The following is a 24,529-nucleotide window of genomic DNA, read 5'->3' as shown; positions in this document are numbered from 1 at the left end:
GCGTGATTTTATCGCGGGGCTTTAAGGGGTCTTTCAAGTGTTCCCACCTCCAATCCGCGCCCCTGCAAGGGCGCAATACTCGGCGTTCAGTTCAATGCCGATATAGCGTCGGTCAAGGCTTTTCGCTGCAAGCCCGGTGGTGCCGCTTCCAAAAAACGGGTCAAGGACAACGCCGCCTGCCGGACAGCCCGCCAGTATGCACGTTTCCGCGAGCTTCGGGGGATAGGCGGCAAAATGCCCGCCCTTATACGGTACGGTATTGATAAGCCAAACGTCCCTCTTGTTTCTTGTGGTCGGCATAAGGGCGTCGTCATAATAGCCGCCGCTGCGGGTTTTATTGATACCCTGTACCTTGCCCTGTCCCGGTACTTCCTCGGCGTATTTGTGTCCTGCGCCGCGCCCTTGTCGGTACCGCGCAGCCGTTCCCGGCGCGATCGGCTCTGCAATGGCGGCAGCGTCATAGTAATATTTCTTTGATTTCGTCAGTAAAAAGATATGCTCATAGCAGCGGCTCGGTCGGTCGCGGCAGCTCTCCGGCATAGGATTTTCTTTCAGCCAGATAATATCGCTGCGTAAATACCACCCGTCAGAGCGCAGGGCAAAAGCTAAAAGCCACGGAATACCGATTAAGTCCTTTTGCTTGCAGCCCGCTTTCATGCCTGTGCCGCAGTAGGTATCTGCGATATTCAGCCAAAACGTCCCGTCGTCTTTCAGTACCCGGCGCAGTTCCCGGAATACTTCTACAAGCCTGTCAATGTACTGCTCCGGCGTGTCCTCCCGTCCAATCTGCATATCAAGCCCGTAATCCCTAAGTCCATAGTAGGGCGGGCTTGTGACGCAGCAGTTCACGCTTTCGCTCGGCAGCTCCCGCAGGGCATAGAGGGCTTCACGGTTGATGATTACGTCCGTTTTCATGGCTTGCTCACTTCCTCCGGCTTTGTCGTAAGCAGACGGTAAAGCTCGGTGTCCGTCGGGAAGCGGTCAATGAATGGCAGCACCACGTTTCCGTAAAAGATAAGCCCCTCGCCCGCTTCGGTATGGGTCACATACTTCATCTGCTGCGGGGAGATATTGAGCTGCTTTGCAAGGATAGCCCGGTCGCCCTGTGCCTGATTGAGCATGAGGACAAAATCGGAGTTTTCAAAGATATTCTCGACTTCGCGGCTTGATAAAAGGTCTTTGACGTTCTGTGTGATTGCCGTCGGTATGCCGCCCCATTTACGAAAACGCTTCCAAATCTCCACGGAATAGGCTGCGGTCTGTTCCTCTTTCAAAAGCAAATGAAACTCGTCCATATAGTAACGGGTCGCCTTTTTCTCGGCGCGGTTTACGGTAACGCGGTTCCATACCTGGTCTTGCACAATGAGCATACCTAACTTTTTGAGCTGCTTTCCAAGCTGTTTAATATCAAAGCAGACAAGGCGGTTAGAAAGCTCCACGTTGGTACGGTGGTTAAAGACGTTCAGAGAGCCGGAAACATAAAGCTCCAATGCCGCCGCAATGCGGGCAGCTTCCGGCTCCGGCTGCTTCAAAAGCTCGTTGTAAAGGTCGCCCAAAATCGGCATTTTTTCCGGGTCGGGGTCTGCAAGGAAAGGTCGGTACACATTCCTAACGGCGCGGTCAATGACGGTCTTTTCCACGGGCTGCAAGCCCTCTTTGCCGCCGATAACAAGCTCACAAAGGGAAAGGATAAAGTCGGATTTCAAGGCAAGTGGGTTGTCGTCCTCGGAGTAGTTGAGGTTAATATCCATAGGGTTCACATACTGGGGCTTACCGTCCATGCCTTTTCCGGCAGGCGACAGGCGTATCACTTGCCCGCCCAAACGCTGCACAAGGGAAAAATATTCTGCTTCCGGGTCGCAGATAATAATATCGTCGTCGGTAATGAGAAAGGCGTTTGTCATTTCCCGTTTTGCCGCAAAGGATTTACCGCTTCCCGGTGTTCCAAGAATAAGCCCGTTTGGGTTTTTCAGTTGCTTGCGGTCGCAGAGTATCATGTTGTTTGACAGCGCATTTAAGCCGTAATACAGGGCTGCGCCCCGCTGAAAAAGCTCCTGCGTGATAAACGGGATAAAAATAGCGGTGCTTGATGTGGTAAGCCCTCTTTGAATGGGGATAAGGTTCTCCCCAAGTGGGATAGAGGACATAAAGCCCGCTTCCTGCAAATAGTCAAGGCGGGTCAGAGCGCAGTTGTTTTTCTGTGCAAAGCCCGCCGTAGCAAAGATGTCATTATCCAGTTTCCGCTTCGTGTCTGCCATGTTTACCACAAGGAACGTCAGCAGAAACATTCTTTCATTTCTGCTCTGTAAATCCTGCAACAGGTTCTTTGCTTCGCTGCCAAAGGTGGCAAGGTCGGACGGGATTATATCCATGTCGTACCCGCTGCGTACCGCTTTTTTCTGTTCCTCAATCTTCATCTTGTCGAGGTCGGTAATTTTGCGCTTGATAGTCTTGATTGCTTCGCTCTGGTCGATACTGCGGATATGCAGATTGACGATAATTCCGTTTTCAAGGTCGAGAATGTCCGAAAGCATACGGTCGTTCAGCTCCGGCGCAAGGATTTCAAGGAAGCTAACCGCGCCGAGCTTACGCCCCATGCGAAACGTCCTGCCGTCGCCAAAGCGGAACGAGGACGGGGCGATAAAGTCCTTTGTGGTAAGCCCGGACGGTACGAGCCAGTCCCAAGAGAAACGGAACGGCTCGCCCTCCGGGTGGAAAATCCCATGCAGCACGTTCAAGCGTTCCTGCCCGTTCATGGGGCGGGCAGCCGCGCCAAGCACCTTAAAATTATTGAGTACGTCGGTTTCGATACGGGAAAGGCGGGCTTTTGCGGCTGCGAGATTGTCCGCTTCAATGGAAAAGGTAATGTACTTGCACTTTTCCAGTCCGTTGTTGCCTTTTTCAAGCTGATTTTTCAGCATATCCGCGTACTCTTTGCGGATAGAGTTAAAAGCGTCGTCTTGCGCCGGAATTTCGATAGCTGCCTGTGCCTTTTCCTTTCTTGCGCCCTGATTGATGAAAGAGAGCTGCACCGAAACGGAAGCGTCAAAGTAGTTGAGAAAATCGCACCAGTTTTCAAAAATAGCGGTCTTATCATCTGCCTGTGCAAGCTGATAGTTAATATCTTCAAAGACAAGGCTTTTCGAGTATTTCTTTTCCGTTACCCTGCAAATCCCGTCCGGGTACATCTGCAAGTAGGGAATGGTCTGCTGCGCGGTGTGGGGCTTCCCGTCGCCCTTTGCTGCCTGTATCACGGCGGCGATTTCTTTCTTTTCTGCGCGGGTCAGCTTACGCTTCACGGGATTTTTTACCGCGCGGGTCATGATTTTTCGTTCTGCCATTGACAATAGCCGATACCTCCTTTTCCAGTTTTCGTTGTTTTTCTATGACGACATAAAAATTTTCCGTCTGATAGGGGCGTTCCTTTGGTCGGATAAACTTTGTCTGAATGACGTTCTTTATCACGACTTCAAGGGGCTGCCCGTGTTTTTCATACATTGCCAAGAGGAAGCAGGGAAGCATAACGATAATCATTGCAAATGCCGCCATGCTTGTTCCCGCGCTGTCTTTGAGTAAAAAGAAAAGCGGTAGTCCCATAGCGAGGGCTGCCGCAAAACATATAATCTGCCGCTTTGTCAGATTAAAAGCGACTTTCGTTTTGATTTTTGATAAGTCTTTGGGTACGGGTACATACGCCAAGTGAAAACCTCCTTTCGGTCTTTAATGTGCGTTAAAGATTGACTTCGCAAGTGCGCCTGTTTTGAATAGGGAGAAGCACAAAATCACGGTGTAGGCTGCAAGGGAGAAAATCGCGCTGTGCAGGTTGTCCGCTACAATCATGCTGCCAACCAAAACCGCATAAATGCCGACGCATATCATAATGAGGAAGCCTTGAAAACCGAGGGCGAACAGGGCTTTTAAGTAGTTGTTTCCTATCTGTCCCCACTCTCTGTTAGTCATAGTTGCAAACGGGATAGGCGATACCGAACAGTAAAGGTAAATCTCTATCATTCTGCCGTACAGGATAACCGTGATAAGCACCGACATGATTTTCATGCAAAGGCTCACAAGGCTTGTTTCCATAACGAGCAGTAACAGTTCGGGGATTTCCATAGCGTCAAGTCCGGCTTGCATGGACGAGAGGGCGGCGTCAACGTCGATATTCGTATCGCCGCCGATCACGCCCGCCGCGCCGGAAACAACGTGTTGCGCCATATCGAACACCGCCATAGTGATAGTAAAGGTGTGGGTAACGAGATACACCGCTACCCACGCCTTGAAAAACCACTTAAAGAACATGAACGTGTCAATATCGTGCATATTGTTCTTTTCCGTTACCATGCTGATAAGCTCCACGCATAGAACGTAGGTAATGACAAGCCCCGCAATGGGTACAATCACATTTTCCGACAAGCTCTGTATCATGGAAAATATGCCTGCGTTCCACCCCTGCGGGGTTTGTCCTACCTCTGCGGCGATAGTTCCGACTTTTTCGTTTACGTCCCCGAACATAGTTGACAGATTACCGTTAATGGCTCCAATGAGGATTTCCTTTATCCATTCGTTAATCGCGTCAAGTATGCTCTGCATAAGCTAACCCCGCCGCTTAACCGAACAGGCCGGAAAGCAGAGGTACAAGGGTGCCGCCGATAAGGGCAACGCCGCCGCCCGCCATGAGCTGTTTCATGCCCTGGCTTTTCGCGCCCGGATTGTCGTTTCCGTAGCCCTCCAAGAGGTTGATAACGCCCCAAATGCCAAGACCTGCTCCGAGAGCGATAACAAGTGTCTGCAAAACGCCTACTGCGCTGTTGAAAAATGCCATAATAAAACTCCTTTCTGCCGCTTTGCGGCTGCCCGAAAAAGGGCATAAAAAACGGCGGTCAGTTTTCGATAACTGCCGCGGTCATAAGTCCCCGCGCTGCGTAATTTCTGCGGCGCGGCGGTATTCAGTTGTAAGGGTGCGGCTTCCTGCCGCGATACGCGCAAGGAGTAGGGGCGCGTACCATGTAGCCCGTGTTTATTGTTTTTACTTTAAGCTCCCTCCTTTTCAAAAAGTGGTGTGTAGACAGGCATAATGCCGTACTGCCGTTCCCGGACAGCTTCGATATACTTGATATAGGAAATACCTGCCTGTATTGTCCTGCGTTCCTGTTCCCGCTGCATTTCCTCGGCTGCTTCCACAAGCCCGCTGATAGCCCGGATTAGCTGCTGTTTTGCCTTTTTCTTTCTGATACGCTTATTCATTCTGTATCCTCCTGCAAATCTGCTTCGTCAACTTCGTAATAGTCAAATACCTCGTCCGGCTTTACGATTGCAGGACGGCGGCGCAAGTGCTTTTCCATGTCAAAGGCATTTTTCTTGTCAAAGTCGGAAAGGTACTTGTACTTCGGGTGTTTGGTAATATCGTATTTTTCGGAGAAGAACGGACGCACCCCGCGTAGCTGCAAGATACATTTCCCGCCGTCCATGACCGCAATTTCATCTTCGCTCATAAGCTGCTTGCCTAACTTCTGATAGTTCAGCCCGTGGGAAAGTTCCCGTCCTCGCGTTTCGGAAGTGTTAAAACTGTCAATCGTTTCTTTCCCCAAGATTTCCGACATTTCTTTAAGGGTCGTTTTCTCCTTGCCGCCCAAGAACAGGGTCGTATCGCAGTTGCCGACAATGGTATCGGCGTTGTCCTTGTAGATAGCCTTTAGCTGCGACTGGCTCTGCAAGATGATGGACGCGGAGATTTCGCGGCTCCTTATCGTGGCAATGAGTTTTTCAAACTTCGGTATCTGCCCGATATTTGCAAACTCGTCAAGCAGACAGCGCACATGAACAGGTAGCCGCCCGCCGTACACATCATCTGCCTTGTCACAAAGCAGATTGAAAAGCTGTGTGTAAAGGATTGATACAACAAAGTTAAAGGTGTCGTCGGTGTCGGAGATAATAACAAAAAGCGCGGTCTTTCGGTCGCCTAAGGTGTCAAGCTCCATTTCGTCGGTTTCCATCAGCTCGCGCAGTTCCCGAATGTCAAAGGGGGCAAGACGCGCACCGCAGGAAATGAGGATAGAGCTTCTTGTTTTTCCGGCAGACAGCAAAAACTTCTTGTACTGGCGCACCGCAAAATGTTCCGGGTCTTTTTCCTCCAAGCGTTCAAACATGAGGTCAACGGGGGATTGAAATTCCGGGTCGTCCTCGCGGGCTTCCGACGCATTTATCATTTCAAGCAGCGTCGTAAAGTTTTTCTCGTTCTCCGGGGCTTCGTACCAGATGTAGCCGATAAGGGCGCAGTAAAAAAGCCGTTCCGATTTCACCCAAAAATCCTCGCCGGATTTTTCCCCGTCGCCTTTGGTGTTGGCGATAATGGTATTTACCAGTTTCAAAATATCCTTTTCGCTGCGCAGATAGGCAAAGGGATTGTACCGCATGGATTTCTTGAAATTGATGGTGTTTAGCACCTTGATTTTGTACCCGCCCCGCTGCAAGAGCTTCCCGCACTCGATTAAAACCGTTCCTTTTGGGTCGGTTACAACATAGCTGCTGTGCATTTGCATTAAGTTGGGCTTTACAAAAAACCTCGTCTTGCCGCTGCCGGAGCCGCCGATTACAAGTACGTTTTTGTTTCGTGCATATTTCGGGTGCTTCGGGCGGCTACTCATCATCAGCCTTTCGGTCTGCGTCAGCAGCACGTTATTTTCAAACATGGGGTCGATATATGGCTTTATATCCTCGGCATTGCCCCAACGTGCAGAGCCGTACTCCATGCCCTTACGGTATTTCTTTGCGTTCTTGCCTTTCACATAGACCGCAAGCCGGATAACGACAGCCCCGCCAATGCCGATAAGCAAATCCATAGGGGCAAAACTCGGCAGGGCATTTGAAAAGGCGGCAGAAAAGCCACTGCCAATGGAAAGCAGCTTGCCGGAGAGGTCAGCCCCCGGCGAGAGCCGCACCGCCTGTCCGACTTTATCAAAGAGATACACAAAGAGCAGATAGGGGGCGTTTAGGATAAGCAGCTTCTTGATATTCGGCTTCATAGCGATACCTCCCTGTCCTTGTGTTTTGTCTTTTGACGGTTCGCGTTAAGCTGCTTTGCTGCTTCCCGGAATGTGGCAAGTGCCTTTCGGATAGAGGGCTTTTGCTCCTTGTTCAGCTTCTTTGCGGAAAACTCCTTAAAGGCTGCGGTCAGAGCGTCCGCGTCCCGCCCCTTGAAAAAGACGAGATAACGGGGCGGCGTTTCGGTGCTGTCTTTCTTTAGGGCAAAGTCGATACCGTATTTTTTTGCCGTCTGCTCAAAAGCTTTGATATTGCCCTCGGTTATCTCAATGTTGGATAGCCCCGCGTTCTGTTTCGCAAGCTGCTTTAGGGTCTGCTTCCCGTGGGGCTGTTTTTCCTGCTGCTTTTTTGCCTGTGCAAGCATGGCTTTGATTGCCTTTTGCAGCATTTCAGCGGTCAGCTTTACTCCCTTGACAGAGAGCGCAACCACTTTTTCGTTGATTTCGTCCTGCAATGTTTACCGTCCTCCTTTCCCGGTAGTGATAGTGTTAGGGTGGCACGCCGCTTTTGGGCGTGAAAAAGGGGCGTCCGTTCTTCACGCCGCCCCGTTAAATCCGTACCCGCAGCCCGTTCAAGTCCTCGGCGCGGATACCTACAAGATACCAGTTGTCCCCGTACTCAATCCGGGTCGGCTTCCATTTGCCGCCTGTGAATACGTCCATGCACTCGCCGCAATGCAAGCCGCCGTAATAGTCGGCAATATCAAAGCGAATATCGTAGCGGTCAGCGGTTTCGTCAAAAATCAAAGCTCCTGTTTTCTGTGCCATGTGGTAAATCCTCCTTTTTTCGTTTACAGGCTTTCGCCCTCGTTGTAGGTGTAGTAGTCCGGGTCGCCGTACTTCGGCTTCCTCGGTGCAAGTGCGCCGCTTGCCATATCGTGAGCGACAAGGGAAGTATAGTAGCTGTCAATGGTAGACGGGGCATTGAAAAGCACCGCCTTTAGGTACTGCTTGATGTTGCGGATCTTTGTTGTATTCTCCTGCATACAGTCAAGCACAAAGCGGATATGTTCGCTGTTCAGCTTCATAAACTTTGACTTCACAAGCTCGGCGGGGTAATCGTCCCCGGCAATACGGATTTTCTTTCGTGCCGTACAGACGGTTTCAAGCATAAGGTCAACAATCTCATTCAGACGGTCGCGGTCAAGGCTTCTGTCCTGCAAGAGAATGTCATAGGCGATATTGTCTTTGATAATTTCCTCATACACTCGGTAAGCGTCGTTCCTTTCCGTTCTTTTCCGTTCCGGCGGCTCTGCCGCTTCGTCCCCGTCATAAGGCAAGGGATTTAGGGAATGGATAGGAATGGAATGGGTAATTGATAAATCCGTATTTGATTTTTCTTTTTTTGGTAAGTTAGTTCTTGATATATCTTTATTTAATTGCGTTGGATTTTCCGACGTCGGATTATCCGTTGTCGGATTTTCCAATATCGGGTTATCCGCTGTTGGTTTTTCCAATACCGGGCAATCCAATTCCGGCGGCTGCGGCTGTTCGTAAATGGTGTACTCGATAGCGGTCATTTTGCCTTTCTCGTCGCGTCCCTGCCGCCTTGTGATATATCCGGCTTTTTCAAGCTCCCAAACGGCGGTACGGATAGCGTCGATACTTTCCCGGTTGATATAGGACAGCCCCGCAAGGGTGTAGTCCCAATCCTCCGGCAAAGACAACATTTGAGATAACAGCCCCTTTGCCTTTAAGGAAAGCTCCTTATTGCGTAAGTGGTGGTTGCTCATTACGGTGTAGCCTGTGTTGCGCTCCACGCGGAATACTGCCATAGCTTCATCACTCCTTTGCTTTGGATTTGTTACGCAGTAGAACGGCGATTTTGAGGGAAAAGGTATAAACCCCTTGCCCTGTCAAAATTGCTTCCGCAAAGCCGCTTGTAGCAAGGCTTTTTCTGCCCCTACTGCGTAACAAAGGGCATGAAAAAAGCGGCGTTCCTGTTCTTCCGTGTGGAAGTGGGAAACGCCGCTTGTGCGGTGCAATATAAAATTTTCGGTTTGTTCTGTTATGCCGTATGGTCTTATCCGTAGAAACTTATAAGCGTACTATTTATCAGTAAAAATTGCATTGGACTCCGATTTTGAACTATCAATCTACGCCCATTTCTACGCCCAAATGGCATTAAATTATGTGATTTTACATGGAGCTTTATGCTTTTGCTTTTTTAAGAAACCTTGCAACCATGCGGTTTTACGGACTTTTATGGAGGTACATGGATTTATGAAAAAAGGCTAATTTATTACAATTCCTAATTTCATAATCTCTGATTCTCCTTATATTTCAACATTTTTATAAATATTATTCTTCAGACTCTCCGCTATTTACTGCTTAGCAGTTCCAAAAGACTTTCTTCATTATAATGGAATGGTACTGCAAAATCAATAATTTGTAGAATTTTTGTTTTTTCTATCATCCAAAGACAACATGACATAAAGAAAAGAGCAGAATATCACTCCTGCTCTTTTCTTCATTCTTCATAATCATCGTTAAGTTTCACTTTAATCCCGCGTCTCCATCAGCACCACGATTCCATAAGGGAAGGTAATTTCCACCTCATCCCCTTCAATTTCATTACTGACACAGAGGCTGTCGAACGGAGTCAGGGCATGGTAATCAAGCGGATACTTAGCCCCTTTTAAGCTAAAATTTTCTACAGTTCCATCCAGCGGAAATACAGAAAAATACGGTCCGAAGGCCTCTTCCTTTTTCAATACAAAATCACGGTCCAAAAGCCGAATCTGGTTATGCTTGTCCACGATCCTTGCATCTGCCCCAGCATCCAGTGCGATCTTTAAGCTCTGCACATTTGCCCAGGCATGGTCCATCCGCGTCCCGGTACCTCCCAGGATCAAAATATTCTGTCTGCGCAGATCCAGACATAACCGAAGTGCGATCTCCGTATCTGACGCATCCTTGACCGGATTAAATTCCCTAATCGGTACCTTTGTCTCTTCTTTGTAATATGTGATCACTTCTTCCGGTGCACTATCAAAGTCACCAACGATATAGTCTGGAAGAATCCCATGCTCATATAGGAAAATAAGTCCGCTGTCCACACCGATTATAAATTCTGTCTCTTCATCCTTTAAAATATCCAGGGCAAACTCCTCTTCCAAAAGCCCGCCGCTGACTATGACCGTTCGCCTACTCATACGCTCTCAATATCTCCATAAATCCATTCACATTTTCACCGATACTGCCCTTGAACACTGCGGAACCAGCCACGATCACATTAGCGCCTGCATCCAGCACATCCTTTACATTGCTGTGGTAGATACCACCGTCCACTTCAATGTTGGCATTAAGTCCCTTCTCGTCGAGCATCGCACGCAGTGTCTTGATCTTATCCAGTGATTCCGGGATAAATGCCTGACCGCCAAAGCCCGGCTCTACACTCATGATCAAGAACATCTCCACCTGATCCAAAATCGGAAGCAAAGACTCCACCGGTGTGGCTGGTTTGATGGACACACCTGCCTTCATCCCGTAGGCATGAATTTTATCGAGCGCAGCCTGGATGTCTTCGCAAGCCTCCAGGTGGACCGTCAGAAAGTCTGCCCCGGCCTCGTGAAACGCTTCCACATAGCGAATCGGGTCCATCACCATCAGATGGACATCCATCACCTGAGAGCTGACTCCCTGGATGGATTTGAGTACAGGCATCCCAAAGGAGATGCTTGGCACAAACATCCCGTCCATCACATCAAAATGGAGATACTCGGCACCATTTTCAGATGTAGTCCTGATCTGCTCGCCTAACACTTTAAAATCTGCTGATAATATGGATGGTGCTAACATTCTTTTCATAAGCTAATACCTCTTCTTTTCCTGTAATTCCCGGTACATTTCCAGGTAATCCTCATACCGGACCGGGTGAATCTTACCTTCTTCCAGTGCTTCCTTAACTGCACAGCCCGGCTCATGGACATGGTCACATCCATTGAACCTGCATTTTCCTTCATATAGAGCGAACTCCCTAAAGTAGTATTTTAATTCTCCCTTTTCAAAATCATTGACATACAGAGAACTAAATCCCGGTGTGTCCATGATATAAGAATTCTCGTCAATCGTAATCAATTCCGAATGCCTGGTCGTATGCTTTCCTCTGGCGATCTTCTTGCTGATACTGCCTGTCTCCATCTGAACCTCGGACTGGAGCAGATTAATCAGGGAGGACTTGCCCACTCCTGACGGTCCTGCTATCGCTGTCGTCTTTCCGGCAAGCACGCTTCCAATACATTCCACATTTTCCTGCTTCAAGGCACTGGTGAAAATGACCCGATACCCGCAGGCACGGTAAATCTCCTCCAGCTTTGCGAGCTCCGGCTGTGTTGCTATGTCTTTTTTATTAAAACATAATACGACCGGAATCTCCTTGCTTTCCATCATGACCAAAAAACGGTCCAAAAGATTAAAATGAGGCTGCGGCTCGGTCACCGCAAATACGACCAGAGCCTGGTCGATATTCGCCACTGCCGGACGAATCAGCTCATTCTTCCTCGTGAGGATCTCTACGATATTCCCGGTCTTCTCCGCCTCATCCAGAACTTCAATCTCTACATTATCACCCACTAGAGGCTTGATCTTTTCCTTTCGGAACACCCCTTTGGCCTTACATTCATAAACACCGGATTCTACTACATGAACGTAGTAGAATCCGGCAATTCCTTTTATAATCTTTCCCTGCATACACTATTGACCTTCTGTATTATTCCCCGGATCATCTGACGAACCGTTGCCGTCATCCGGTACATCAGGAGTCGGCGGTGTTACCTCTGCCGGTCCTAAGCTCACAACAAAGTCTACATAGGAGTCCTTCTCCATCTCACTACCTGCGGATGCAGATTGATAGATGACATATCCCTTCATCACGCTGCCGCTGTTCTCGTAAGTTACCCTGCCTGCCTGTAACCCTGCATCTGTAAGCCTCTGATTGGCTTCTGCCTCAGTATGTCCTGTCAAGGACGGCACTGTGACCATCTCGATCTCTGGTCCTTTGCTGACCACATAATCAACAGCAGTTCCCTTTTTGACCTTCTTGCCCTCTGATGTCTTTTGAGACATGACGATTCCGGCCTCATATTCATCGCTGTACTCTTCTGTTACATTTCCACTCTTCAAACCTGCTCCTGCGAGGGCTGCATCCGCATCTCCCCGGCTGATTCCAACAATAGACGGAACCGAAACCTTCTCTGCTCCCTGGCTGACGACCATCGTCACCTTCGAGCCTTCCTTTACAGATGCTCCAGCGCCCGGATTTGTGGAGATGACCTTGCCTTCTTCCACGGTGTCGCTATACTCTGATTTATAATCCACCACCAGTGATTCATCCTCCAGAGTCTGCTGTGCCTTATCCTCTGACATTCCCACAACATCCGGCACAGTCGTTTCTTTAACCGCCTTTCCGCTGCTGATGACCACCTTGATCTCCGTATTTTTTTTGACCTTTGTATCTGCTCCCGGATCCTGGCTGATGACCAGCCCTTTGGCATATGTGTCTGACGGTGCCTGGCTTACCTTAATGCCAAGCTTCTTCTGGCTTAAGATCTCCTGTGCTTCATCCTTGGACAGTCCCACAACATCTGGCACCTTCACCTCAGACTCCGTCTGCGTCTGTGTTGTCGCAGGGCCCTTTTTAAACATGCCCGCGGCCTTACCGACCATAAAAATCACAACAAATGCAATAATGACAGCCGCTACGATCATCAGGATCTTCATAATTTTTTTCGTATTCGGGTCTACCTCTCCATTCTTCCTGCGATCCGAAGTATACTCGTCATCGTAGTCTCCGTCATAGTCCCCGTCGTCGTCATCGTAGTCATAATCATCGTCCGCATAGTCATCCTCTGCGTCGTAATCGTCATCTTCATAATCATCGTCGTCATCATAATCATAACCATCGTCATAATCATCTTCATCATCATAACCGCGGTCCTGGAAACGTTCCATCTCCTCTGTAGGCATGATGACCGTCTCGTCCATATTCGAAGCAAATGGAGAGAGATTCACGAAGTTTCCCTCCGGGCTGACCAAAGATCTCTTTAAGTCCAGAATCAGCTCCTGACAGTTCTGATATCTGCGGTCTGGATTCTTCTGGGTACACTTCATGATGATCTGTTCCAGACTGTACGGAATATCCGGTACTTCCACTGCCGGTGAGACAATCTCCTCCTGCAGGTGCTTAATTGCAACCGAAACCGTGGAGTCCCCGTCAAATGGCACATGCCCTGTCACCATCTCATACATCGTAATACCCGCGGAATAGATATCACTCTTTTCGTCCACGACACTTCCCCTTGCCTGCTCCGGCGAGGTATAGTGTACAGAACCCATGACACTCGAACTAATGGTCTTGGTGGACGTCGTTGCCCGCGCAATCCCAAAATCGGTCACTTTTACTTTTCCTTCCTTGGAAATGATGATGTTCTGAGGTTTGATATCCCGGTGAATGATATGCTGGTTATGGGCAGCCTGAATACCAGTCACCATCTGAATAGAAATGCTGATTGTTTCCTTTGCGGAGAGTTTTCCCTTTTTCTCAATATAATCCTTTAAAGTGATTCCCTCCACCAGTTCCATGACCATATAGTAAAGTCCGCGGTCCTGGCCCACATCGTATACATTGACCACATTCGGATGCATCAGGCCGGCTGCGGCCTGTGCCTCACTTAAGAACTTCTGTATAAAGACTTCATCTGTGCGGTAATCACTCTTTAACACCTTTATTGCAACGTATCGGTTCAGCTTATGGTCCTTGCCCTTGTAGACATCCGCCATTCCCCCTGAACCGACGCGTCCTAATATCTCATAACGTTTCCCTAAAAATACTCCTTCTTTTAACATATACTCACCTCATCCGCAAACGGCTCCATCAGGATAATCCCTATATTATCTGTACCGCCGTTTTCTTTTGCTGTTTCTACCAGAGACTCTGCGGCTTCCACAATGTCCCTGCCTCCCTGCACGATATGGAAGAGTTCCTCATCCTCCACCATATTGCTGAGTCCGTCTGTACACATCAAAATGATGTCTCCCCGTTTCAGACGGTGCTCATAAAAATCTACGTCAACGCTGTCCTTCGCTCCAATCGCCCTTGTAATAATATTCTTATCCGGGTGGTGCTTCGCCTCCTCCGGCTTGATTCCGCCGAGGCGCACCATCTCCTCCACAAGGGAATGGTCTTTTGTCAGTTGGATAATGCCCTGGTTGATCAGATAAAGTCTGCTGTCCCCTACATTCGCAAAATACATCATCTGATTCACGATCGTCGCAGCCACGACCGTCGTCCCCATCCCTTTCAGATGTGGATCCTGGGAGGCCTTCTTTATGATCTCCCGGTTGGCCGTCTTGATTGCTTTTACCAGCGCTTTCTCTACATCGTCTTCATGGCTCTGCTTTAATTCTCTCTGCAGGACCTCAACTGTATATTTTGAAGCATAATCGCCGGCTTGATGTCCGCCCATACCGTCAGCCACCACAAACAGGTTTGGGAGAGGTCCTAATGGATTATCTGTCGTATAGACATAATCTTGATTCACTTGTCTAACCATTCCTACGTCAGTAATGGAAAATGTCTTCATAGCATATCTCCTTTATTCACACCTTACCCTGCCGCATCCATCCTCGTTCCAATGATCGGAACGCTATCATAAAGTATCAGCAGCGGTTTCGTTTGTCTGCACATAACGTCGTCTGAGCTGTCCACAGGCTCCATCGATATCTGCACCCATTTCCCTTCTTATAGTAACATTTATTCCGCTTTTTTCAAGTTTATTTTTGAAATTCAGCGCATTTTTCCTGCTTGGCTGTTCAAAAGAACGCTCTTTGATCGGATTTACCGGAATCAGATTCAAATGACAGTTCCGTGGTTTCAGTATGGCAATCAGTTCTTTCGCATCCTCATCACGGTCATTTACGCCATGGACAAGACTGTACTCAAATGTGATTCTTCTGCCTGTCTCTTTAAAATACTCGTCACACGCCTCTAACACTTCCGGCAGCTCATACTTATTGGCAACTGGCATCAATTCCCTGCGTTTCTCCTGTGTGGCCCCGTGAAGGGAGAGTGCTAGCGTGATCTGCAGCTTTTCTTTTGCCAGTTCCTTCATCCTGGGGACGATTCCACAGGTGGAAACAGTCACATTCCTCTGACTGATATGCAGTCCGTGCTCATCGGTCAAAAGCTCGATGAATCTTAGGAAATGCTCATAATTGTCCAACGGTTCGCCTGTTCCCATAATCACGACATTAGAAACACGCTCCCCTATGATCTTCTGAATCTGGTAGATCTGCCCCAGCATCTCCGAAGGGGAAAGATTTCTGACCAGACCGCCGATGGTCGATGCACAGAAACGACACCCCATCCTGCAGCCGACCTGTGAGGAAATACAGACCGAATTTCCATGCTTATAGCGCATCAGTACACTCTCCACCACATTCCCGTCATAAAGCCGGAATAAAAATTTATTTGTCCCGTCCAACGCCGATTCTTGTCTTTCCAACATCTTGACCGGAAGGATCACGTATTCCTCATAAAGCTTCTCCCGAAGCCCCTTTGACAAGTTCGTCATCTCATCAAAGCTGTCTGCCAGCTTCACATGGAGCCATTCGTAGACTTGCTTAGCACGGAACTTCTTCTCCCCGAGGCCCTCCAGTTCATTCTGTAATTGTTCATATGTATATGCGCGAATATCCTTCTTCATTATGCCCTATGCCTTTCCCTATCACTCTAACCGTTGGAATTTTGCAATAAAAAATCCGTCGCTCTCATGTACTCCCGGCAGAAGCTGTAGACAGCCCTGATTCATAACGCTGTCCTTGAGAGCATCACACAAATGCTCCTGAATCGGAGCCAGTATAAATTCTGGATGTTTTTCCAAAAACCAATGCACGTTGTCCATATTCTCAGCACGGTTGATCGTACACGTGCTGTATACAAAAGTACCGCCCGGTTTTACATACTGCCAGACCACATCCAGAATGCTTTTCTGAATCTCTGCGAGCTCCTCTGCCTGCTCAAGGGTGGTCTTATATTTCAGATCCGTCTTCCTTCCCAGCACGCCCAAGCCGGAGCATGGCAGGTCCGCAATTACGATATCTGCCTTTTCTACCGAATTCTCATCCAATACAGACGCATCCATCACCTCGGCAGAGATATGGTCGAACTGCATTCTGTCGATATTCTCCCGAATCAGATGTACCTTATAGTCTGTCAGATCCCTCGCCTTCACCTGACCGGTCCCATTCAGCTTATCGGCCAGGTGAATGGACTTTCCGCCCGGAGCGGCACATACATCGATGATATAATTCCCCTCCTTCGGTGCTGCGATCTCACCGACCAGCATGGAGCTGATATCCTGAACGGCAAAGAGTCCCTCCTGAAAGCTTCTTAAGTCCCCCAGATAATCATACCCTGTTATCTCATATGCATAAGGCAGATACGGATGTCTTTTCACACTCACGCCCTCTGACTTTAACCGCTCTTCCAATGCCTCAGGATTGATCCGGCTTACATTTGTGCGGATCGTCACTGGCTTTTCCTTTTGGAAATCGGCCAGTATCTTCTCCACTGTATCCTCATCATATTCCTTGAGCCACAACTCTAAAATCCATTCCGGCATTGAATATTTCACGGACAGGAACGCCCGGGGCTCTTTCGGATACTCTACTTGTTCTAAGTTCCGAGCTGTATTGCGCAGCACCCCGTTCACAAAGCCCTTTAACGTACCAAAACCCTTTTTTACCGCCAGCTTGACTGCCTCATTGCAGACCGCGGAATCCGGCACGCTGTCCATATATTTTAACTGATAGACCGCGCTACGAAGGATATTGCGGATCACAGGCTTCATCTTCTTTACCTTTACCTTGGAAAACTGATTGAGGATATAATCAATCTCTATCATATGCTCAAGCGTCCCCTCTGCTACTCTGGTAATAAAAGCACGCTCCTTCTTATCCAGATACTGATATTTCGCCAGCACATTTCCCAGTGCAATATGGCTGTAAACATCATGCTCGGTCACATCCATCAGAATTCCAAGCACGATTTCCCGCTCACTTAACGGTTTTGTCATGTTATATCCTCCATCATTGTTCCTGATTAATCATTTCTTCTGTTTCCTGTTAATATTAGCAGCCTTAAAAGCTGTAAAATCATAGATGCCGCACTTGCCACATAGGTCAGTGCCGCTGCACCCAATACCTTTTTCGTTGCCGTTACCTCCTCCGGGTAAAGCATACCTGTCTTCTCAAGGACCTGCACTGCTCTTTTCGATGCATTGAACTCGACCGGAAGTGTCACAATCTGAAATAATACCGCTGCCGAAAACAGCAGGATTCCCAGATTGATCAACAAAAGGGAGGAACGTCCATTGATAAACAGCCCCATGATGATCAGCGGCCAAGCCGCCATAGAACCGAAATTTGCCACCGGTACTAACGCCCCTCTGATCTTAAGAGGTGCATACCCAACATGGTGCTGTACCGCATGGCCGCATTCATGTGCCGCCACACCGATGGCTGCCACAGACGCAGACTGATACGTTGCATCTGAAAGTCTCAATATCTTACTGCGCGGGTCGTAGTGGTCCGTCAGATTCCCGGCCACGTGCTGCACCTGCACATCATAAATTCCATTTGCACGCAGGATTTTCTCTGCAGCCTCACGTCCGGTCATCCCGGAATGGCTGCGTACCTGCGAGTAGCGCCCAAATACGCTCTTCACTCTGCCTGATGCCGCCAGGCAAATGACTGCCCCTATAATTACCAGTATATAAGTTGGATCATAATAAAAAAACATACGATTCCCTCCTGTCTTCATGAGGCACGTATATCGGCAAAATGCCGGACTCTTACTGTCCCTGTTTGAATACCGTGCCTGTTTCCAGTGTATATCCCCTCAGAAATGCACTTGTCTCCATTCTCTTTTTCCCAGGAATCTGCAGTTCACTGACCCGAAGCACACCATCACCTGTCTTCACCGTAAAGTAGTCCTTTCCTGACTCCAGGACCTCCCCCGGCTCTTTTCCTTCGGATGACGGCGCATCCACAGCCTTTGCCTTCCAGATCTTAAGCACCTTATCCCCCCAGTGGGTGTAAGCACTTGGCCAGGAGTTCAGCCCCCGCACCAATCTCTCGATCTCGATGGCAGACTGCGTCCAGTCAATGTCTCCCATTTTTTTATTCAGCATCTTCGCATACGGCGTAGTGGTCTCGCCCTGATGTTCAAACAAAGCCGTGCCGTCCTCCAATGCCTCTAATGTCTCCACACAAAGCTCTGCACCTGCCTGTGCCAGCTTGTCATGCAGACTCTCTCCTGTCTCCTCTTCTGTAATAGGAACCTCTGTCTTTAAAATCATATCACCTGTGTCCAGCCCCTCGTCCATCTGCATGGTCGTAACACCTGTCATAGACTCCCCACCGATGATGGCCCACTGAATCGGTGCCGCTCCCCTGTACTTCGGGAGCAGAGACGCATGCACATTAATGCATCCGTATGGGGTCATATCCAAAATTTCCTTCGGAAGGATCTGACCAAAAGCAACAACTACGATCACATCTGCCTGATAGCTCTTTAATTCTGCCACACACTCCGGCTGTCTGACCTTTAATGGCTGATATACCGGAATATTGTGTTTCATGGCCGCCTCTTTGACTGGGGTGAACTGCATCTCTTTGCCTCTGCCCTTGGGTTTATCCGGCTGTGTCACGGCTAAGCAGACATCATGTCCTGCTGCCACAAGCGCCTCCAGTGTTCCGACTGCAAAATCAGGGGTTCCCATAAAAATGACTCTCATCTTACTCCTCATCCTCCTCATAATTCACATCATGAAGCCCGTCTTCTACTAAGTTCACATACAGATTTCCTGACAGATGATCGATCTCATGACAGAATGCTCTTGCCAGAAGACCCTCGCCCTCCATCTCGAATTCCTCCATCTCTTCGTTCAGTGCACGTACCTTTACGTGATCCGGCCTGGTAACTATGCCCCATTTTCCTGGTACGCTTAAGCAGCCTTCCTCTCCGGTCTGCTCACCGCTCGTCTCGATGATCTCAGGATTGATCAACACGATCGGTCCTTCTCCCACATCGATCACTACGATCTTCTTGAGCACGCCAACCTGCGGAGCCGCAAGCCCAACACCAAATCTCTCATACATCGTATCCAGCATGTCTTCTATGAGGACTCTTGTACGAAGAGTCATCTTTGTGACATCCTTACACTGCTTGGTTAAAATCTCATCTCCAATTTCTCTGACCTCTCTGATTGCCATAACAACCTCCACATTATTATTCTACTTTTTTACGAAATATATCAAATGAAACCAATCATTTTTAAATTTATCTAATGAAAATACGTAACTGTCAACTCTGGCGCATAGCTTGACAGCAAGTGTTAAGCTTGCGAGTGAACAGTAACGAAAATACACCATTTAGAACACATTCATCGGATTAAAGTCGAACTGAATCCTCATCTTCTGGAAGCCCGGATTCACCTCGATGTACTGTTCCAGATAATTTTTCATCTTTATTAGTGTATCATATCTTTCTGCTTTCAGGTAGAGCACTTTCCGGTACACATCATTGATCTTCCCGATTCCCGGACTTGCCGGACCTATGATTTCAAGCGGCGCATCCCGCCTGATCCGCAATGCATACTCTTTCAGATACCGGCATCCCTTTTCTAAAAGCTGCTCGTCCTCACAGCTCACCAGCACGGCCAGCAGATTCTCCGCCGGAGGATATCCCATCAGTACCCGGTAACGAATCTCCTCTTCATAAAACGCATCATAATCCTGGGCCGCTGCCGTGACAATTCCGTAATGTTCCGGGCTGTATGTCTGGATGACAGCCTCGCCCTTCTTCTGTCCGCGTCCCGCACGTCCGACCGCCTGCGTCAGAAGCTGGAAGGTCCGCTCTCCCGCCCGGTAATCGTCTGCATACAGGGACATATCCGCCGCAAGTACGCCGACCAGCGTCACATTCGGGAAATCATGCCCTTTCACGATCATCTGCGTTCCCACCAGAACATCTGCTTCCTCATTGGCGAAAGCTGCCAGTATCTTCTCATGCCCGTCTTTCTGGCGGGTCGTATCCATATCCATGCGCAGCACCCGGGCCTGTGGAAACTGCTTTTTCACGATTTCCTCTATCTGCTGTGTCCCGGCTCTGAATTCCCCGATGTGGCGCGATCCGCATTCCGGGCAGACCGAAGGCTTGGGCTCTTCATAACCGCAGTAATGGCACACCATCTTTCCGTTCCTGTGGGAAGACAGAGAGACATCACAATGAGGACATTTAATGACATGCCCGCATTCCCGGCAGGAAATGAATCCGGCATATCCCCGCCGATTCAGAAATAGCATGATCTGCTCCCCTTTTTCCAACCGGTCGGCTATCAATTCCTGTAATTGGAAACTTAGGATAGACCGGTTGCCATTTTTCAATTCCTCACGCAGGTCCACTGTATAGACCTGAGCCATCTCCTGCATCCTGGAGCGGTTCCTCATCTCGAACAACCGGTACTCTCCATTCCTGGCACGGTACATCGCCTCCATAGACGGTGTAGCTGAACCAAGGACCACACTTGCATCCTCCATCCCGGCCCGTGCGATAGCGGTCTCCCTTGCATGATACCTTGGCACCTGTTCACTCTTATAGGTCGTCTCATGTTCTTCGTCTATCACGATCAGCCCCAGATTAGGAAAAGGTGTGAACAGGGCTGATCTCGGACCAATCATGACATCGATTTTCCCTTCCTTCGCCCGCATCATCTGGTCGTAACGCTCTCCCGCAGAAAGCCTGGAATTCATAATGGAGACCCGTTCCCCGAAATTCCGGTAAAAACGGATGACAGTCTGATATGTCAATGCGATTTCCGGGATCAGTACGATTGCCTGCCTTCCCTGCGACGCCACACGTCGAATCATCTCAATATAGACCTCTGTCTTTCCGCTCCCGGTCACCCCATGAACCAGATATGTTCCCCGTTTTCCCTGCTCATACTCTTCCCAGAACGTACGGATCGCATACTGCTGTTCATCAGTATAGGTAATCTCCTTTGCCTTTCGCTCTCCCTTGACAGGGTTTCGATAGACCTGTTCGGATTCCAGAGTAACGATTCCCTGCTCTTCCAGTGCCCGGATAACGGTCAGCGTAATATTGAGCTTGTGGGAAACCAGTTCATAATCCAAAATCGGTTCATCCAGAAGTGCTGCCAGAAGTCTGGCTCTGGCCCGCTGATTCTTCTCCAGATAATAATTAAGCTTCTGCTTTCCTTCTTCCTCATTCAAAAGAAGACACACCCGCTTCTTTACCTTGGCATTTTCCTTCTGCTTGATCGGCAGGACCGTCTTTAACGCCTGAATCATTGTTCCGCCATACTGCTCCTTCATCCAGGCAGCGAGTGCGACCAGCTTTCCCTCAATTGCCATCCCGGTCCTGGAAATATCTGACAGTTCCTTGACCTTTGACTCATCATAATTGCAGATGTCAGAAAGCGCGACCACATATCCCTTCGTCTCACGGTTTCCTCGTCCGAACGGTACCAGGACTTCCATCCCAACAGAAAGTTCCCCTTCCAAATGGGAGGGGACTCTGTATTGAAAGACTCTATCCAATTTTTCATGTGTAATATCTACAATGATATCTGCGTACATGTAACTGACTTCACCTACTTTAATTCTTCCAGTATCTCACGGATCAGCACACGCTCATCCATCGGGTGCTTCACTCCTTTGATCTCCTGGTAGTCTTCGTGTCCTTTCCCTGCAAGAACAATGACATCCCCGGTCTGCCCATGCTCAATGGCATACTTGATTGCTTCTTTCCTGTCGCAGATTTCTACATACTTTCCATCAGTCCTTCCGATTCCGACCTTGATGTCATCGATGATCGCCTGCGGCTCTTCGAATCTTGGGTTATCGGAGGTGATGATTGTCAAATCTGCAAGGCGCCCTGATACCTCTCCCATCTCATATCTGCGGTCCTTAGAGCGGTTGCCGCCACAGCCGAACAGGCAGACTAAACGGGTCGGATCATATTCCTTTAAGGTAGTCAGAAGGCTCTCTAAACTCATAGCATTATGCGCATAGTCTATCATCAGAGTGAACTCATCCGAAACCTTGATCATCTCGATGCGCCCTTTTACCTTCGCTACTTTCAGTGCTTTCTGAATCTTCTCCACCGGCACCTGGAAATGCCTGCACACAGCAATCGCTGTCAGGGAGTTATAGACGCTGAATTTCCCCGGCACATCAATCTCCACATCAAAGTCCATCAATCCGGCCACATGGTAAGCGACACCAAGGTATCCCGGTCTGGATACCAGATGAGTGTCCACGGCCCTTAAATCTGCATTCTGTGAAAAGCCATAGGTCTCGACCTTACAGGTGGCCTGTGAAAATACATCCTCAAAATATTGGTCATCGACATTTGCGATTCCAAGCTTACACTGTTTGAATAGGAGACCTTTACATCTCTTATAATCTTCAAAGTCCGCATGCTCATTAGGTCCGATATGATCTCTTCCCAGATTGGTGAAGATTCCGATTTCAAATGGGATTCCTGCCGTTCTGTGAAGCATCAGCCCTTGAGAGGATACCTCCATAACAACGCAGTCACAGCCCGCCTCCACCATCTTAGCAAAATACTGATGGATCGTATAGGATTCCGGTGTCGTATTTGCTGCCGGAATGGTCTCTTCGCCGATGATTGCCTCAATGGTACCGATCAATCCTACCTTATGTCCGACCTCCTCTAAAATGGACTTGATCATATAGGTCGTCGTTGTCTTTCCCTTTGTCCCCGTGATTCCGATGATCTTCATCTTGTCTGCCGGGTAACCAAAATAAGCGGCAGACATCAAGGCAAGTGCATATCTCGTATCCGGCACCTTGATGACAGATACATGCTCTGGTGCCTCAACATCCTTCTCAACGATCACGGCAGCGGCTCCTTTTTCTGCCACGTCAGCAACAAAATCATGGCCGTCTACCACGGCCCCGCTGATGCATACAAAGGCACTGTCCTTTTGCACCTTCCGGGAATCATTCATTAATGTGGAAATCTCTATATCGGCGCTGCCCTGCACCACCTCATATTCCAAACGTTCTAATAGCTGTGTTAACTTCATGTACGTTCCTCCTGACTGGAAATCACTTTTGGGGATATATTCCCGCAGCTTGCTGCAGTCCCCACCGCAGGACATAGAATACAGAATGCCCTGTGGATATACTCTTATAGAATAACACAAAGTGCTCGCTGATGCAAAATTTCTCTTATGAATTCTTCATGAATTCTTTTACCTCAAACGCCTGACGCGGGATACGACTGCCATGATCGGCTGCCGTATCCCGCGCTCTTTTTTCTTGTGATTTTCTATTCTTCAAAGGTGTACATTGCCACCTCATTTATCTCACGGTTGGTTGATATCAGAATTTCTTTTCCATCGTAATCATACTTGAATACATTCGCCGGACCGCAGTCCTGATCCAGAACTGTAACTTCATACTGGCCGTTGACCTTGTTATAAGTGAACAGCAGCAGATTCCTGTTCCCTTTTCTGTGTCCAATGATGACGGATGCTTTTCCTAACAGGCTTCCGCCCCAAATTGCATGGGCAAAATCTGCCTGTTCATAACTGTATACCTTCTGGTATGTCCCGGCTGCTTTCTTATAGATTACCACTGTATTCCCGTGGAATGGGGAGATAGTGACCAGTTCCTTTTCACCGTCTAAGTCCAGGTCCAATAAGACTGCATCGCTGCATGGATCCTGAATCAATGTTTCTATTTCCCAGGGCTCCTCTGTGGACGCCGGCGGCTGGAAACGATAGACCCCGTCCTCACAGGAAATAATACAGGCTTCGCTTTCTTCTTCCTGTATTTTATAATATCCATGGTTCTTTAACATCCCATCTTTAATGACCGTAAGTTCTAACTGGCTGTCTTCTTGGAATCCGCTCAGATCTTCCGGCAGGACCGCCGCATAGACTTTCCCCGGCATAGACCAGTCGTCTTTATATCCATGTCCTGATTTCAGGGTACATGCAATCAGATAGTTTTTCCCGTTTCTGGTAAGGATATCGAAACGGTGTACATGAGGCAGTTCTGCCAGAGTCCTTATCTCCCAGGTGCCATCCTCTCCCGGGACAGCAATTACAATCTTGGCCTCCTTGGAATCATTCGGTGAATAGAACTTATGAGTTGCCAGAAATACACCTTCACTTCCCGGTACCTGAACCATGCTCATCACACCGCCCGGCTCCGTCCAAACTGTCTGCTCCAGATTTCCGTCTTCATCAAACATGCAGCATGGTGCATGCTTTTCCGCAGCAACTAAAAGATGCCGCCTTCCTTGATATAGAAGTGGTGCTATGGAGTAACATTTTTCCAGGTCTGAAATCACTTTTTTATTTATCCTCACGCTTTTCCTCCTATACTTTTATCAAATTTTTCAAATATCTTTGCATGCTTCTTCCATCTAC

General features: G+C 48.6%; 23 protein-coding genes. All 23 read right to left on the bottom strand.

The features are described 5' to 3' along the window. Nucleotides 1–33: 33 nt before the first annotated feature. The 23 genes from HGO97_RS02520 to HGO97_RS02410 all read right to left on the bottom strand — a co-directional run bounded on the left by HGO97_RS02520 (nucleotide 34) and on the right by HGO97_RS02410 (nucleotide 24,468). A complete protein-coding gene (locus HGO97_RS02520) occupies nucleotides 34–915 on the bottom strand; it encodes a DNA-methyltransferase (protein ID WP_069986849.1) in 882 nt (293 codons plus the stop codon). Further along, nucleotides 912–3,341, bottom strand: a complete 2,430-nt coding sequence (locus HGO97_RS02515; protein WP_173900120.1) for a VirB4-like conjugal transfer ATPase, CD1110 family — start codon at nucleotides 3,339–3,341, stop codon at nucleotides 912–914. The genes HGO97_RS02520 and HGO97_RS02515 overlap by 4 nt, the downstream gene beginning before the upstream one ends. After that, nucleotides 3,289–3,699, bottom strand: a complete 411-nt coding sequence (locus HGO97_RS02510) for a PrgI family protein (protein WP_069986847.1) — start codon at nucleotides 3,697–3,699, stop codon at nucleotides 3,289–3,291. The genes HGO97_RS02515 and HGO97_RS02510 overlap by 53 nt, the downstream gene beginning before the upstream one ends. A gap of 21 nt (nucleotides 3,700–3,720) precedes the next feature. Next, the gene (locus HGO97_RS02505; RefSeq protein ID WP_069986846.1) at nucleotides 3,721–4,590 is read right to left on the bottom strand and encodes a VirB6/TrbL-like conjugal transfer protein, CD1112 family; all 870 of its coding nucleotides are present in this window, start codon (nucleotides 4,588–4,590) and stop codon (nucleotides 3,721–3,723) included. Between the two features lie 16 nt (nucleotides 4,591–4,606). Further along, complete coding sequence (locus tag HGO97_RS02500; protein ID WP_005928550.1) at nucleotides 4,607–4,822, bottom strand: Maff2 family mobile element protein; 216 nt, start codon at nucleotides 4,820–4,822, stop codon at nucleotides 4,607–4,609. 209 nt (nucleotides 4,823–5,031) lie between these two features. Further along, the gene (locus tag HGO97_RS02495) at nucleotides 5,032–5,244 is read right to left on the bottom strand and encodes a condensin complex subunit 2 (RefSeq protein WP_069986844.1); all 213 of its coding nucleotides are present in this window, start codon (nucleotides 5,242–5,244) and stop codon (nucleotides 5,032–5,034) included. Next, nucleotides 5,241–7,022, bottom strand: a complete 1,782-nt coding sequence (locus HGO97_RS02490; RefSeq protein WP_216239115.1) for a VirD4-like conjugal transfer protein, CD1115 family — start codon at nucleotides 7,020–7,022, stop codon at nucleotides 5,241–5,243. Before HGO97_RS02490 ends, HGO97_RS02495 begins: the two co-directional genes overlap by 4 nt. Beyond that, the gene (locus tag HGO97_RS02485; RefSeq protein WP_216239108.1) at nucleotides 7,019–7,495 is read right to left on the bottom strand and encodes a PcfB family protein; all 477 of its coding nucleotides are present in this window, start codon (nucleotides 7,493–7,495) and stop codon (nucleotides 7,019–7,021) included. Before HGO97_RS02485 ends, HGO97_RS02490 begins: the two co-directional genes overlap by 4 nt. 94 nt (nucleotides 7,496–7,589) lie before the next feature. After that, nucleotides 7,590–7,808, bottom strand: coding sequence for a DUF5348 domain-containing protein (locus HGO97_RS02480; RefSeq protein ID WP_005422968.1), 219 nt, complete (start codon nucleotides 7,806–7,808; stop codon nucleotides 7,590–7,592). A 23-nt stretch (nucleotides 7,809–7,831) separates the two neighbouring features. Continuing rightward, the gene (locus HGO97_RS02475) at nucleotides 7,832–8,815 is read right to left on the bottom strand and encodes a DUF6017 domain-containing protein (protein WP_069986841.1); all 984 of its coding nucleotides are present in this window, start codon (nucleotides 8,813–8,815) and stop codon (nucleotides 7,832–7,834) included. Nucleotides 8,816–9,541: 726 nt separating this feature from the next. Then, nucleotides 9,542–10,195: a thiamine diphosphokinase gene (locus tag HGO97_RS02470; protein ID WP_216239106.1), complete on the bottom strand. Its 654-nt coding sequence runs from the start codon at nucleotides 10,193–10,195 to the stop codon at nucleotides 9,542–9,544. Beyond that, nucleotides 10,188–10,850 (bottom strand): ribulose-phosphate 3-epimerase, encoded by a 663-nt coding sequence (gene rpe, locus HGO97_RS02465; RefSeq protein ID WP_216239104.1) that lies wholly within the window; start codon nucleotides 10,848–10,850, stop codon nucleotides 10,188–10,190. The genes HGO97_RS02470 and rpe overlap by 8 nt, the downstream gene beginning before the upstream one ends. 3 nt (nucleotides 10,851–10,853) lie before the next feature. Then, a complete protein-coding gene (gene rsgA, locus HGO97_RS02460) occupies nucleotides 10,854–11,732 on the bottom strand; it encodes a ribosome small subunit-dependent GTPase A (RefSeq protein ID WP_216239102.1) in 879 nt (292 codons plus the stop codon). Between the two features lie 3 nt (nucleotides 11,733–11,735). Continuing rightward, complete coding sequence (gene pknB, locus HGO97_RS02455; protein ID WP_216239100.1) at nucleotides 11,736–13,886, bottom strand: Stk1 family PASTA domain-containing Ser/Thr kinase; 2,151 nt, start codon at nucleotides 13,884–13,886, stop codon at nucleotides 11,736–11,738. Then, complete coding sequence (locus tag HGO97_RS02450; RefSeq protein WP_216239098.1) at nucleotides 13,880–14,623, bottom strand: Stp1/IreP family PP2C-type Ser/Thr phosphatase; 744 nt, start codon at nucleotides 14,621–14,623, stop codon at nucleotides 13,880–13,882. Before HGO97_RS02450 ends, pknB begins: the two co-directional genes overlap by 7 nt. 66 nt (nucleotides 14,624–14,689) lie before the next feature. Continuing rightward, nucleotides 14,690–15,745 (bottom strand): 23S rRNA (adenine(2503)-C(2))-methyltransferase RlmN, encoded by a 1,056-nt coding sequence (gene rlmN, locus HGO97_RS02445; protein WP_216239096.1) that lies wholly within the window; start codon nucleotides 15,743–15,745, stop codon nucleotides 14,690–14,692. Between the two features lie 21 nt (nucleotides 15,746–15,766). Then, nucleotides 15,767–17,116, bottom strand: coding sequence for a 16S rRNA (cytosine(967)-C(5))-methyltransferase RsmB (rsmB, locus tag HGO97_RS02440; protein WP_216239094.1), 1,350 nt, complete (start codon nucleotides 17,114–17,116; stop codon nucleotides 15,767–15,769). Nucleotides 17,117–17,142: 26 nt separating this feature from the next. Next, nucleotides 17,143–17,841: a zinc metallopeptidase gene (locus HGO97_RS02435; RefSeq protein ID WP_216239092.1), complete on the bottom strand. Its 699-nt coding sequence runs from the start codon at nucleotides 17,839–17,841 to the stop codon at nucleotides 17,143–17,145. Between the two features lie 52 nt (nucleotides 17,842–17,893). Next, complete coding sequence (gene fmt / locus HGO97_RS02430; protein WP_216239090.1) at nucleotides 17,894–18,838, bottom strand: methionyl-tRNA formyltransferase; 945 nt, start codon at nucleotides 18,836–18,838, stop codon at nucleotides 17,894–17,896. Between the two features lies 1 nt (nucleotide 18,839). Then, nucleotides 18,840–19,316: a peptide deformylase gene (gene def / locus HGO97_RS02425; RefSeq protein WP_216239088.1), complete on the bottom strand. Its 477-nt coding sequence runs from the start codon at nucleotides 19,314–19,316 to the stop codon at nucleotides 18,840–18,842. Nucleotides 19,317–19,475: 159 nt separating this feature from the next. Then, nucleotides 19,476–21,701, bottom strand: a complete 2,226-nt coding sequence (priA, locus tag HGO97_RS02420; RefSeq protein WP_216239086.1) for a replication restart helicase PriA — start codon at nucleotides 21,699–21,701, stop codon at nucleotides 19,476–19,478. 14 nt (nucleotides 21,702–21,715) lie between these two features. Then, nucleotides 21,716–23,176 (bottom strand): UDP-N-acetylmuramoyl-L-alanyl-D-glutamate--2,6-diaminopimelate ligase, encoded by a 1,461-nt coding sequence (locus HGO97_RS02415; RefSeq protein WP_216239085.1) that lies wholly within the window; start codon nucleotides 23,174–23,176, stop codon nucleotides 21,716–21,718. Between the two features lie 245 nt (nucleotides 23,177–23,421). After that, entirely contained in the window at nucleotides 23,422–24,468 is a 1,047-nt protein-coding gene (locus HGO97_RS02410; RefSeq protein ID WP_216239081.1) for a hypothetical protein, read from the bottom strand. Nucleotides 24,469–24,529 lie beyond the last annotated feature (61 nt).

Origin of the sequence: Faecalicatena faecalis, from assembly GCF_012524165.2 — a bacterium.
Classification (GTDB): domain Bacteria; phylum Bacillota; class Clostridia; order Lachnospirales; family Lachnospiraceae; genus Faecalicatena_A; species Faecalicatena_A faecalis.
Note: the sequence above shows the minus strand (reverse complement) of the source record. Positions and strands in the feature narration are given on the sequence as shown.